This is a genomic window from Streptomyces sp. NPDC037054, assembly GCF_055606745.1.
In genome coordinates this window covers 361,023-373,517 of sequence record NZ_JBVJSJ010000001.1, presented here as the reverse complement: position 1 = coordinate 373,517, position 12,495 = coordinate 361,023, and the positions used below count along the sequence as shown (strand labels likewise).

Genomic DNA, 12,495 nt, shown 5'->3' with positions numbered 1-12,495 from the left:
GCCGTGCTCCTCGAAGTGCGCGACCTGCACGTGGAGTTCCGCACGCGCGACGGCGTCGCCCGGGCCGTCAACGGCGCCGGCTTCGGCGTCGACGCCGGCGAGACGCTCGCCGTGCTCGGCGAGTCCGGCTCCGGCAAGTCCGTCACCGCACAGGCCGTCATGGGCATCCTCGACACGCCGCCCGGCCGGATCACGTCCGGGGAGATCCTCTTCCGGGGCCGCGACCTGCTGAGGCTCAAGGAGGACGAGCGCAGGAGGATCCGCGGCGCCGAGCTGGCGATGATCTTCCAGGACGCGCTGTCCGCCCTCAACCCCGTGCTCACGGTGGGCGACCAGCTCGGCGAGATGTTCGTCGTGCACCGCGGCATGTCGAAGAAGGACGCCCGCGCCCGGGCCGTCGAGCTGATGGACCGCGTGCGCATCCCGGCCGCCAAGGAGCGCGCCGGGCAGTACCCGCACCAGTTCTCCGGCGGCATGCGCCAGCGCGTCATGATCGCCATGGCGCTGGCCCTGGAACCGGCACTCGTCATCGCCGACGAGCCCACCACCGCCCTGGACGTCACCGTCCAGGCCCAGGTGATGGACCTGCTCGCGGAACTGCGGCGCGAGTACCGCATGGGGCTGGTCCTCATCACCCACGACCTCGGCGTGGTCGCCGACGTCGCCGACCGGATCGCCGTGATGTACGCGGGGCGCATCGTGGAGACCGCGCCCGTCCACGACCTCTACAAGGCACCGGCGCACCCGTACACCCGCGGCCTGCTGGACTCCATTCCCCGCCTGGACCGCAAGGGCAGGGAGCTCTACGCCGTCAAGGGCCTGCCGCCCGACCTCACGCGCATCCCGCCGGGCTGCGCCTTCCACCCGCGCTGCCCCCTCGCGGGCGACGTGTGCCGGACCGACGCGCCGCCCCCGCTCCAGGTGGCCGAACTCCGGCACAGCGCCTGCCACTTCTGGAGGGAGTGCCTCCATGGCTGAGCCGATCCTCGCGGTGCGGGGCCTCGTCAAGCACTACCCGCTCACCCAGGGTGTCCTGTTCAAGAAGCGGGTCGGCGCCGTGAAGGCCGTCGACGGCGTCGACTTCGCCCTCGGCCGGGGCGAGACCCTGGGCATCGTGGGCGAGTCGGGCTGCGGCAAGTCGACGGTGGCCAAGCTCCTGATGAACCTGGAGCGGGCGACGGCCGGCGAGATCTTCTACAAGGGTCAGGACATCACCCGGCTGTCGGGGCGTGCCCTGAAGGCGGTGCGCCGCAACATCCAGATGGTGTTCCAGGACCCGTACACCTCGCTCAACCCCCGCATGACCGTGGGTGACATCATCGGGGAGCCGTTCGACATCCACCCCGAGGTGGCGCCGAAGGGCGACCGCCGCAAGCGCGTCCAGGACCTCCTGGACGTCGTCGGCCTCAACCCCGAGCACATCAACCGCTACCCCCACCAGTTCTCCGGCGGTCAGCGCCAACGCATCGGCATCGCGCGGGCGTTGGCGCTCCGCCCGGAACTGATCGTCGCCGACGAGCCGGTCTCCGCGCTGGACGTGTCCGTGCAGGCGCAGGTCGTCAACCTGATGGAACGGCTCCAGGACGAGTTCGCCCTGTCGTACGTCTTCATCGCGCACGACCTCTCCCTCGTCCGGCACATCTCGGACCGGGTCGCCGTGATGTACCTCGGACGGATCGTGGAGACCGGCCGGGACACCGAGATCTACGACCACCCGACCCACCCGTACACGCAGGCGCTGCTGTCCGCGGTGCCGGTGCCCGACCCGGAGGCCCGCGAGAACCGCGAGCGGATCATCCTCACCGGCGAGGTGCCGTCCCCGACGAACATTCCGTCCGGCTGCCGGTTCCGCACCCGCTGCTGGAAGGCGCGGGAGCGCTGCGCGGTGGAGGCCCCGGCGCTCGCGGTGCCGGAGGACTTCCGGAGCGCGGGCGGGCCCGCCGCGCACGCCTCGGCGTGCCACTTCGCGGAGCCGAAGCAGGTGGTGCCCGCGGAACCGGCGGGCGCATAACCGCACATACGTGCACGAACGTCGTTAACACGCAGGCAACTTGGCCGACCCGGTCCCGATATACGGACGGGGCACGCTGAACAGCGTACGGCCGTGCGGGTGCCGTAAACAGGCCGGGGCGCGCGTCGCCCCGGCCTGTTGCCGTACGGGAGCCGTCCCGCGGCGCGCTACGCCATCCCCAACGACCGCTTGAGGAAGTCCACCTGAAGCAGCAGCAGGTTCTCCGCGACCTGCTCCTGCGGGGTCATGTGCGTCACGCCGGACAGCGGGAGCACCTCGTGCGGGCGCCCGGCGGCCAGCAGGGCCGAGGACAGCCGCAGGGCGTGCGCGACGACCACGTTGTCGTCGGCGAGGCCGTGCACGACCATCAGCGGGCGGTGCGGTCCGGCGGGGGAGGACAGCCCGTCGTCGGTCACGAGCGAGCTGTTCGCGTACGTCTCCGGGTCCGTCGCCGGGTCGCCCAGATACCGCTCTGTGTAGTGCGTGTCGTACAGCCGCCAGTCCGTGACCGGCGCGCCCGCGATGCCCGCGTGGAAGACGTCCGGGCGGCGCAGCACCGCCAGCGCGGCCAGCCAGCCGCCGTAGGACCAGCCGCGGATCGCCACCCGGGACAGGTCGAGCGGGTGGCTCCCGGCGAGCGCGTGGAGGGCCTCCACCTGGTCGTCCAGGGAGACCGTGAGGTCGCGGTGGACGGCCTTCTCCCAGGCGGGGGAGCGGCCCGGGGTGCCGCGGCCGTCGGCGACGACCACCGCGAAACCCTGGTCGGCGAACCACTGCGAGGTCAGGTGCGCGTTGTGCGCGGCGACGACCCGCGCGCCGTGCGGACCGCCGTAGGGGTCCATCAAAACCGGCAGGGGGGTGTCACCGGCGTAGTCCCGAGGCATAAGCACGGCGCACGGGATTCGGCGTGCGCCCCCCTGGGTGAGCAGCAGGCGCGGCGACAGACCGGGATCCTCGGCGTACGAGGCGATCACCGCGACCTTCTTGCCGTCGCGCAGCACCTGGACCCGCGCCCCCGGCCGGTCCGGCGCCGCCGACACCAGCACCGTCACGTCCCCGGAACGCACCGCCGCGTGCACGCCGGGCTCCTGCGACACGCGCTCCCAGCCCAGCTCGTTGACCCGGTACACGTGCACCTCGCCGGTCTCCGGCTCGGCCGCCTCCTCGCCCGCCGACGCCTGGACCAGCACGTCGTGGGCGGTGACGTCCAGCACCGCGCGGACGTGCAACTGCGGTCCGGTCAACGGTCGTTCACCCACCGCGAGGACCCGCGCGCCGCCCTCGTCGGCGATGCGCACGAGCTGTCCGGACGGGCTCCAGCACGGCACTCCGGCGAAGATTTCCAGCCAAGTTGGATCTTCATCGGCGTGCACCATCCGGGTCGATCCGGACTCCGGGTCCACGGCCAGGAACAGCTGGCTGCGCTGATCGCGCGCCTGTACGAGAAGCAGCGGCGCACCCGCCGCTGACCAGTGCACACGCGCCAGATACGGGTAGCGCGCCCGGTCCCAGGAGACCTCCGTGCGGGCCCCGTCCAGGCCGATCACGAACAGCCGCACGTCCGCGTTGGCCGTCCCGGCCGCCGGGTACGGGACGTGTTGTGGCTCACGTTCCGGATGGGCCGGGTCCGAGATCCACCAGCGCCGCACCGGCGTGTCGTCCACGCGCGCCACGAGCAGCCGGTCCGACTCCGGAGACCACCAGAAACCGCGCGAACGCCCCATCTCCTCGGCCGCGACGAACTCGGCCAGGCCGTACGTGACGCCGTCGCCGTCCGGCTCCGCCAGCGCCCGGTCCGCCCCGCCCTCGGCCTCCACGACCCGCAGCGCGCCGCGCGCCACGTACGCGACGTGCCGTCCGTCGGGGGAGGGGCGCGGGTCGATCACCGGCCCGGGGACGCGCAGTTCACGGGCCGTACCGGCGCGCAGCTCGGCCGTGAAAAGCCGCCCCGACAAGGCGAAGGACGCCAACTCCACGGCGTCGTCGGTGGCGTATCCGACGACGCCGGCACCGCCCTCACGGCTGCGCTCGCGCCGCGCCCGCTCCTCCGGCGGGAGGTCCTCCGAGGCGCCGCCCAGCAGGGCCCGCGGGTCGGCCGCGACGCGCTCCGCGCCCTCCGCGACGTCGAGCACCCACAGCGAACTCGCCCTGTCCGTACCGGAGTCGGAGCGCAGGAACACGACACGTTCACCGTCGGGCGCCACGGTGAACGAACGCGGCGCGCCGAGCGTGAACCGCTGGGTGCGGGCGTGCCGCCTGGGGAAGGAGTCAGCCTCGGTCGTCATGCCCCGACCATATTGGCCATGCGCCCCCTTGTGTTGCCGTGCGCCGATCGATGCGCACGTACGGATAGTTATGATCAGTGGCGCACAGTGGGTAGAAACCTGCTTGTCCCACTGATCAATCCCCCGCGTCCCCTGGGTCCTTGGAGGTGAGCCGCCGTGGCACTCTCGATTTCGGCGGTGGTGCTGCTGGCGATCATCGTCTTCCTGCTGATCAAGAAGTCAGGACTGAAGGGAGGGCACGCGGTGGTCTGCATGCTGCTCGGCTTCTACCTCGCCTCCTCGACCGTGGCACCGACGATCAGCGACCTGACGACGAGCGTGGCCAGCATGATCGGCAGCATCAAGTTCTGACGGCGTACGGCACGAAGCCGGCCCACGCGGCGGGACTGAACGCCAGCCGCGGGCCGGTGAGACCCCGGCACGCAGTACCCCGTCGGCCGTGTCCAGGTACTCGGGCCGCGGGATTCGCTTGCCGCCCTCGATCTTGTGCACGAGGTCCTCGCCGTACCCGACGGCCACCGCGAACTCGCAGGCACGCATGCCCACCGCCTCCCGGCGCAGCTTCAACCCTCCCCTCACGGTAAGTGAGTTCTGCCGCGCCTCGTGACGTGATCGGAAACGGTGTCGGCGCCGGAACCCGACCGCTCGTGCTCCGGTGGCGCGGGCGGTCTCTTTTGAAGAACCAAGAGGGAAAGAACCCTCACCAAGCCCCACCCCACCCGCCCGCGGCGGCGCGTCACTCGCCCGGGTGAATGTCCCAACTGGGCTGGATTCCGGGGAGGTTGTCAGTCATATGCTCGCGGCAAGGACAACCGCAGACATGCGACGGCCCTCGCCGGGACGGGCAATCCCAGTGCGAGGGCCTGACCACCGAGGAAGAAGAGAGCTTCCCGATGGGTACCCAGAACCCTAGCGTGCCCCCGCACGCCCTCGCCCGCCTTGCGGGCAACAAGCACCCGAACCGGCGGCCCGGGACGGCCCATCGCACCGGCGGGCTCCAGCACGACAACACCCGGCACACCACCCGTTTCACCGTCGTCGGCAACCACCTGGCCCAGCACAGGGAGCTCTCGCTCCTCGCGATCGGGCTCGCCGTGCACCTCCAGTCGCTGCCGCAGGGCGCCCCGGTCGGCATCAAGGACCTCGCGTCCCGCTTCCCGGAGGGCGCCACGCGCATCGCCGCCGCCCTGCGGGAACTGGAGGCCCACGGCTACCTGCGCCGCGAACGGCACCGCACACCCGCCGGGCGCATCGTCAGCCGCACGATCTCCTGCAACCAGCCGGGCGCGGCGCGCCGACCGGCCGAGGCGCACGGCCGGGCTCGGGTCCCTGCGCCGCGCACACCGCGTAAGTCGCTGCCCTCCGTACCGCGCCCCGCCTGCCCCGCCCCCGCGCTCCTCCAGGCCGCCGCCGACGTCCTCGCGGGCCTGCACCGTCACGATCCCCGGCTGCTGCTCTCCGTCCGCGACGCGGAGCATCTGGCCCCCGGCGTCGCCGCCTGGCTGGAGCGGGACGTGCCCCCGGCCGCCGTGAGCCGCGCACTGAGCGCCGACCTGCCACCGGAAGGCGTACGCCGCCCCGCCGCCCTCCTGGCGCACCGCCTCGCCGCTCAGCTTCCGCCCTTGCCGCCCTTCGGCGAGAAGTCCGCCAGGCCACCGGCGCGGTTGCCCATGCAGAACTGCGACGGCTGCGACCGGGCCTTCCGTGCCCCGGAGCCCGGGCCCCTGCCGCGACTGCCGAAGCGAAGGGCAGGAGGGCGCCGGCCCTGGACGACAGCGCGCCGTGAACGCGCCGGGCGCCGCCTCATAAGGTGGCCCCATGACGGAACTGCCAGCCCGGCGGCTGCTGCTGGTGCACGCGCACCCGGACGACGAGTCGATCAACAACGGCGCCACCATGGCCCGGTACGCGGCCGAGGGTGCCCATGTGACCCTGGTCACCTGCACGCTCGGGGAGCGCGGCGAGGTCATCCCGCCGCACCTCGCGCACCTGACGGGACCGGCCCTCGGCGAGTACCGCCACCGCGAACTCACCGAGGCGATGCGCGCCCTCGGCGTACGGGACTTCCGTCAGCTCGGCGGTCCCGGCCGCTACCGCGACTCCGGGATGATGGGCCTGCCCGACAACGACGACCCCGACTGCTTCTGGCAGGCGGACGTCGACGAGGCGGCGGCCCATCTGCTGGAGGTGATCCGGGAGGTGCGGCCCCAGGTCCTCGTCACCTACGACCCCGACGGCGGCTACGGCCACCCCGACCACATCCAGACCCACCGCGTCGCCATGCGCGCCGCCGGACTCGCCGCCGACGCGGGCCTGCCCCTGGCCAAGATCTACTGGAACCGCGTGCCGCGCAGCGCCGGAGAGGCCGCCTTCGCCCGGCTCGCCGACGACCTGCCCGGCCTGCCCTTCTCCAAGGCCGGCGTCCTCGGCGACGTCCCCGGCGTCGTCGCCGACGACCGGATCACCACCGAGATCGACGGCACCGCACACGCCGCCGCCAAGGCCGCCGCGATGCGCGCCCACGCCACCCAGATCGAGGTGGCCGAGCCCTACTTCGCGCTCTCCAACGAACTCGCGCAGCCGCTGTTCACCACCGAGTACTACGAGTTGGTCCAGGGCCCGCGCGCCGCCGGGCTGCGCGAGACCGACCTGTTCGCCGGCACCGGGGAGGCGGCGGCATGAGCGACCGCACCCCGGCGATGGCCCGCCCGCCGCGCCTGCCCGCCGCCGGTCGCGCCGTCGCCCACCTGGGCCTCTTCCTGCTCGGCGGCGTCGTCGCCGTCGCCGGGGCACTCGTACAGCCCGCGTGGTTCCCGGGCGGACTGCTGCTCGCCCTGGCCGCCGAGGCCGGGCTCTGCCTTGGCGCCGGGCGCGCCCTCGGCAGCCGGGGCGGGGCCGCCGCCGCGGCCGGCGGCTGGATGCTCGCCGTCATCCTGCTCACCGCCAGCCGGCCCGAGGGCGACTTCATGTTCGGCGCGGGCAGCGGCTCGTACCTCTTCCTGCTCGGCGGCATGGCCGTCGCTGTGATCTGTGCCACGCTCGCGCCCGTACGGCAACCCGACGAGGCTCCCGCCCGACTTGGGAAGTGACGTACCACTTCGCCGTGACACGCGCGTGGGAGTCCGGTGTGGGTTTCCCCAGCGGTCAGGAGATACGGGCCAGAAGTGGCCAGTATGGTGGTGCGCGCCGCCGAGCTTCTCCCGAGCTCCCGAGTCCGCTCGGGCCGGGGGAGCCCCCCAACGTGAGGTGACGTGACGGGCGGCGGAGCCAACCGGGAGAACCTGCCTTGAGTCGTGAAACTGACAGTCCGTCCACCGGGCCCAACGGGCGCGGCGGAGCCGCATACCCCTCGGGCACGCCGCCGTACGGCACCCCGACGGGGGCCGACGGCGGTGCGGAGGCGGGCCGTTCGGCCGCGCAGCCGGAAGAACGCAAGACCGAGACGACGCTGACGACCCGCGTCCGGATCAACATCCCCGGGTCCCGGCCGATTCCGCCGGTCGTCGTGCGCAAGCCCGTCGGGGACTCCGACGGCGGCAAGGCCGAACCGGAGCCCGAGGCCCCGGCGCCCGGCCCCGCCCCGGCCACCGCGTCCGCCGCGCCTCCCGCCGAGCCCGCGCCGCAGGCCGAGGAGAAGACCAGCGACTGGTTCGCGCCCCGCAAGTCCGCGACCCCCAAGGCCGGTCAGGGCGGCGGCGCCGCCAACGGCGCGGGCCGTCCCGGCGGTTCGGGCGCCGCCCCGGCCGGATCCGGTCCCGCGACGGGCGGTTCCGGCACGCCCGGCACCGGCGCGGCACGTCCCGGTGGCGTCGTCGGCTCCATGAACGCGCCCGGCGGTTCCCGGCCCGGCGCCCAGGGCGGCGGGCGACCCGGCGCGAACGGCGCCGGTCTCTCCGGTGCGACCGGCGGACCCGTCGCGCCCGGACACGGCGGCGGCACCGGCTCCTTCGACGTGACCGAGGCGCTGGCCGCGGGCCCGCTGGGCGGCGGGCCGCGCACCGGCCCCGACACCGACGCGCGCCGCGACGACCTGCCGTACTTCTCGGACGACGGCCGCAACGAGCGGACCGGGCAGCAGCCCCGCGTCGACCGCGACGGCCGCCCCGACTACGGCGACCCCCACGACTTCACCGAGCCCGGCGGCCCGCGCGGCACCACCCGCCCCACGGGCCCCACCGGCGGCCCGGTGACCGGCGACAGCCCGCTGACCCCGCCGCTCGGACCCGGCGGCTCCGGCCCGGCCGGTCTCGGCGGCCCCGGCCTGATCTCCGGCCCCGGCGGCCCCTCCGGTACGACGGGCCCCGGTGGGGCGCCCGGCTCCGGCCCCGGGGGCGGACTCAGCGACGACACCGCCATCCTCACCCCGCAGAAGCCCGCCCCCGAACCGCCGGGCGGCCTCGGCTACGGCAACCCCGGGGAGAACGTCTCGGGGGACACCCTCTCCAGCGGCATCCCGGTCGTCCCGAGCGACCGCAACTCCCTGTACGGTCCGGGCACGCCCTCCGACGGCCCGCTGCCGCACACGCCCCCGCGGCTGCCCGACCCCGCCCCGGCCCAGTCGGCCTCCTCGGCGAAGCCGCCGAAGAAGGGCCGCAACAAGCTGGTGCTGCTGGGCGCCGGCGTCGTGTTCGTCGCCGGTGTCGCCTACGGCGCCGGGCTGCTGATGAACCACTCCGACGTGCCCAAGGGCACCACCGTGCTCGGCGTCGACATCGGCGGGGGCACCCGCGACGACGCCGTCGAGAAGCTCGACGCGGCCTTCGACGACCGCGTGAACAAGCCGCTGAAGCTCACGGTGAGCGGCAAGACCGTCGAGCTCACGCCGGACCGGGCCGGGCTCCAGTTCGACATGCAGGCCACGGTCGCCGAGGCGGCCAAGAGCGACTACAACCCGGTCTCCGTCATCGGCTCCCTGTTCGGCAACCACCGGGTCGTCGAGCCGGTCATGCCCGTCGACGAGGAGAAGCTGTACGCGGCCCTGGAGGACTCGGCCGGCGGATCCGGTTCCGTCACCGAGGGCACCATCAAGTTCCAGTCCGGCCGTGCCGTGCCCGTCTACCCGAAGGCGGGCCAGGGCATCCACGTCGCCAGGGCGGCCGACGTCGTGGCGGAGGCGTACCGCGCCCAGGTCGGCACCGGCAGCTCCGCGCCAGTGAACGTCCCGACGAGCGTCCAGCAGCCCAAGGTCTCCAAGGCCGAGGTCGACCGGATGATGAAGGAGTTCGCCGAGCCGGCGATGTCGGCGCCCGTGACGGTGGAGACCGACGCGGCGCACTCGGTCCCGATGAGCCCGGAGAAGTCCCTGTGGAAGTTCCTCAGGGTCGAGGCCGTGGGCGGCAAGCTGGTCGACAAGCCCGACCTGGCCGCCCTGAAGGCGCTCTACGGCGGGGCGTTCGACGACGTGCGCATCACCCGGGGCAACGGCGAGAAGACCCCGGTCACCCCGCAGGACGTCTACGCCGCCCTCCGCCAGGTCCTGACCAGCAAGGGCGACCGCGTGGCCACCATCGAGACCGACCCCAGCTGAGCGACTGGTTCCGGCTGGGCGATCGACCCGGCTCACGCACCCACCTCACGGGGCACCCGGCAGCCGAGCCGTCGGGTGCCCTGTTGGCGTGCGACCGGCGGGGGTCCGGCCGAGGGCTCGGCAGCCGGCGTGCGTCAGTTCAGCTTGGCGCGGGCCACCCGGGCCTCCGCGCGCACCTTCTCGGCGGCGTCCTCGTCCACCGCCGCCACGACCTCCGCGTACGCGTCCAGCTCGGCGGCGCCCGCGAGGAACTCGCCCCGCCGCACCAGCAGCAGCGCCCGCTCGTAGCGCAGCCTGGCCGGGTGCGCGGGCAGCAGCAGCGACAGCTCCAGCGCCCACAGCGACACGTCGGAGCGCTCCGGCCGCGCGGCGGCCCACGCCCGGATGTTGTTCAGGATCCGCAGCACCACCTCCAGCGGCTCCGCGGGCTCCAGCATCGACGGGTCCAGCGGCGCCCCGGTCGACCCCACGACCAGCAACTCGGCGTCCGGCCCCGTCAGCACCCGCCCGCCGTCGAACGGGTCCGCGAGCACCTGCTCCCGGGCCGGCCCGAAACCCACGACGAAGTGCCCCGGCAGCGCCACCCCGTACACCGGCGCCCCGGCCCGCCTCGCCACCTCCAGCCACACCACCGACAGCAGGATCGGCAGCCCGCGCCGCCGCTGGAGCACGTGCTGGAGCAGCGACGACTCCAGACGCCGGTAGTCGCCCGGCGTGCCGTGGAACCCATTGCCCCCGCCCAGCAGGTCCCGCAGCGCCTCCGCCCAGGCGCGCGGCCCGCCCGGCCGGTACGGCAGCAGCCCCGCCAGCCGGTCCAGCTCGATCTGCGCCGCGTCGACGGAGGCGTCGTCCAGTGTCCCGTCCCCCGCCGCGCCGATCAGCAGGCACAGCGTCGACAGGTCGGGCCGCTCGGAGCGGACCTCGGCGGCGAACCGGTCGCGCAGTTCGGCGGAGCGTTCCGGGGGAGGCGGGAAGGGGGAGCGCATAGCAGGCTGGTGCCCTCTCACGGTGCGTCGTACCGGTCGCCGGCGCCGGTTTCCGGCGCGCGGTAGTGGTGGTAGGCGTGGTGTGCGGCGAAGCCCAGGCGCGCGTACAGCTCGCGCGCCGCCGCGTTGTCCTCCTCGACCTGGAGCCAGGCGGCCGACGCGCCCTCGTCCAGGGCCCGCCGGGCCAGCGCCGCCATCACGGCCGTCGCCAGCCCCCGCCGCCGCAGCGCCGGGTCGACCTCGACGGCCGCGAAACCGGCCCACCGGCCGTCCACCACGCACCGCCCGACGGCCGCGGGCGGCTCACCCCCGGCGGCGCCCGGCACGGTCGCGAACCACACCGAGGGCCCGCTGCCCAGCACCCTCAGCGCCACCTCGCTCACGCCCTTGCGCCCGTAGCGCTCCAGCCACGCCGCGTCCGCCTCCCGCGCCAGCCGCACCGCCGGCGGCTCGGCCACGTCGGCCACGTCCGCCACGGGCGCGAGCGCCCCGGTCCACAGCTCGGCGGTCACTTCACGCACCCAGCCGCGCCGCTCCAGCTCCGCGCACAGCAGCTCCTGCGTACCCTCCGCGCCGGTCGCGGTCTGGACGTACGCGGGCAGGCCGCGCTCGCCGTACCAGCGGCGTACGGCGCTCAGCGCCTCGTCCAGGGGGACGCCCGGGTCGCCGAGCGGCAGCACCGAGTTGGCGCGCCGCGTGAACCCGTGCGCCGCCCGCAGCTCCCAGTCGCCGAGCCGCTCGCTCTCCACCGGCCGCCAGGCCCGCGCCGAGACCCGGGCCAGTTCCTCGTACGAGGAGGCGGGCCCCCGGCGCCGCGCCGGCGCGGCCGGCACCACCTTGCCCGCAACCAGCACGGACTCGGGGATGCGCACGCTCTCGCCGGACTTGCGTGTGATGAGCAGCACACCGTCCGTCCATGATGTGAGAACACCGACCGTGTCAGTGAACTTCTCCGGTGTTCCCCCCGGTACTCTCAGGCACCGCACGGAGACCCGTTTGCCCACGTCAGCAGCGGTGATACGGACCTCAAGGCGCCCGGCGGCAGAGATTTCCACAGGTCAGTTCACCCCTCCTGTTCGGATCATGCCCAGGAACGGAGATACTAGGGGCGGGCATCGACGACGCCGCGCTCCCGCGCGCCAGGCGGCGGAGCCTGAGGAGGCCCGCCAGCGCCCTATCGAGGAGGAACGACAGCGTGACCTACGTCATCGCGCAGCCTTGTGTCGACGTCAAGGACAAGGCGTGCATCGAGGAGTGCCCGGTCGACTGCATCTACGAGGGCCAGCGGTCCTTGTACATCCACCCGGACGAATGCGTCGACTGTGGGGCCTGTGAGCCGGTGTGCCCGGTGGAGGCCATCTTCTACGAGGACGACACCCCGGAGGAGTGGAAGGACTACTACAAGGCGAACGTCGAGTTCTTCGACGACCTCGGCTCGCCCGGTGGTGCCAGCAAGCTGGGGCTGATCGAGCGCGACCACCCCTTCATCGCCGCGCTGCCGCCGCAGGCGTCCGGCGAGTAATTCCCGCAAGCGGCCCGCAAGCGCGCCGCCTCGGTCCCGTACGGCCCGGTCACCGCGACGGCCGCACGGGACCGAGGCGTTTGCCGTTCCCAGCCGGACCGGACCGTCACCGGGCCGACCGTCACCGGGCCGGACCGTCACCGGCCGGACCGTACGGGAACGGG

The 12,495-nt window shown here is 73.8% G+C and carries 10 protein-coding genes and 2 pseudogenes; 8 read left to right on the top strand and 4 right to left on the bottom strand.

Features of this window, described 5'->3' with window-relative positions; genetic code table 11:
- Positions 1–3 precede the first annotated feature (3 nt).
- Together ACZ7D7_RS01690 and ACZ7D7_RS01685 are read left to right on the top strand one after the other, a co-directional pair.
- Positions 4–978 carry an ABC transporter ATP-binding protein gene (locus ACZ7D7_RS01690; RefSeq protein WP_470821486.1) on the top strand — a complete coding sequence of 325 codons (975 nt, stop codon included), beginning with the start codon at positions 4–6 and terminating at the stop codon, positions 976–978.
- Positions 971–2,011: an ABC transporter ATP-binding protein gene (locus ACZ7D7_RS01685; protein WP_470821485.1), complete on the top strand. Its 1,041-nt coding sequence runs from the start codon at positions 971–973 to the stop codon at positions 2,009–2,011. Before ACZ7D7_RS01690 ends, ACZ7D7_RS01685 begins: the two co-directional genes overlap by 8 nt.
- 167 nt (positions 2,012–2,178) lie before the next feature.
- Here the strand turns inward: ACZ7D7_RS01685 and ACZ7D7_RS01680 are convergent, their stop codons facing one another.
- Positions 2,179–4,296 (bottom strand): S9 family peptidase, encoded by a 2,118-nt coding sequence (locus ACZ7D7_RS01680; RefSeq protein WP_470821484.1) that lies wholly within the window; start codon positions 4,294–4,296, stop codon positions 2,179–2,181.
- A 156-nt stretch (positions 4,297–4,452) separates the two neighbouring features.
- Between ACZ7D7_RS01680 and ACZ7D7_RS01675 the strand changes: the two genes are divergently transcribed.
- On the top strand, positions 4,453–4,647 hold the full coding sequence (locus ACZ7D7_RS01675) for a hypothetical protein (protein WP_279548410.1): 195 nt from the start codon (positions 4,453–4,455) through the stop codon (positions 4,645–4,647).
- Positions 4,648–4,710: 63 nt separating this feature from the next.
- Here ACZ7D7_RS01675 and ACZ7D7_RS01670 read toward each other — a convergent pair.
- Positions 4,711–4,878 (bottom strand): annotated as a pseudogene (locus ACZ7D7_RS01670) (helix-turn-helix domain-containing protein); the annotation flags it as partial.
- A 311-nt stretch (positions 4,879–5,189) separates the two neighbouring features.
- On the opposite strand from ACZ7D7_RS01670, the pseudogene ACZ7D7_RS01665 reads away from it, so the two are divergent.
- From ACZ7D7_RS01665 to ACZ7D7_RS01650, 4 genes and pseudogenes are all read left to right on the top strand, one after another.
- A pseudogene (locus ACZ7D7_RS01665) lies at positions 5,190–6,105 on the top strand (helix-turn-helix domain-containing protein).
- Between the two features lie 9 nt (positions 6,106–6,114).
- Positions 6,115–6,978, top strand: coding sequence for an N-acetyl-1-D-myo-inositol-2-amino-2-deoxy-alpha-D-glucopyranoside deacetylase (mshB, locus tag ACZ7D7_RS01660; RefSeq protein WP_470821483.1), 864 nt, complete (start codon positions 6,115–6,117; stop codon positions 6,976–6,978).
- A complete protein-coding gene (locus ACZ7D7_RS01655) occupies positions 6,975–7,385 on the top strand; it encodes a DUF6113 family protein (RefSeq protein ID WP_470821481.1) in 411 nt (136 codons plus the stop codon). The genes mshB and ACZ7D7_RS01655 overlap by 4 nt, the downstream gene beginning before the upstream one ends.
- Positions 7,386–7,582: 197 nt before the next feature.
- Complete coding sequence (locus ACZ7D7_RS01650) at positions 7,583–9,823, top strand: hypothetical protein (RefSeq protein ID WP_470821480.1); 2,241 nt, start codon at positions 7,583–7,585, stop codon at positions 9,821–9,823.
- A 134-nt stretch (positions 9,824–9,957) separates the two neighbouring features.
- Here the strand turns inward: ACZ7D7_RS01650 and ACZ7D7_RS01645 are convergent, their stop codons facing one another.
- A complete protein-coding gene (locus ACZ7D7_RS01645) occupies positions 9,958–10,809 on the bottom strand; it encodes a transglutaminase family protein (RefSeq protein WP_470821479.1) in 852 nt (283 codons plus the stop codon).
- A 17-nt stretch (positions 10,810–10,826) separates the two neighbouring features.
- The gene (locus ACZ7D7_RS01640) at positions 10,827–11,864 is read right to left on the bottom strand and encodes a GNAT family N-acetyltransferase (RefSeq protein WP_470821478.1); all 1,038 of its coding nucleotides are present in this window, start codon (positions 11,862–11,864) and stop codon (positions 10,827–10,829) included.
- A 140-nt stretch (positions 11,865–12,004) separates the two neighbouring features.
- Here ACZ7D7_RS01640 and fdxA point away from each other — a divergent pair, with 140 nt between their 5' ends.
- Positions 12,005–12,331, top strand: a complete 327-nt coding sequence (fdxA, locus tag ACZ7D7_RS01635; RefSeq protein ID WP_365959624.1) for a ferredoxin — start codon at positions 12,005–12,007, stop codon at positions 12,329–12,331.
- Positions 12,332–12,495 lie beyond the last annotated feature (164 nt).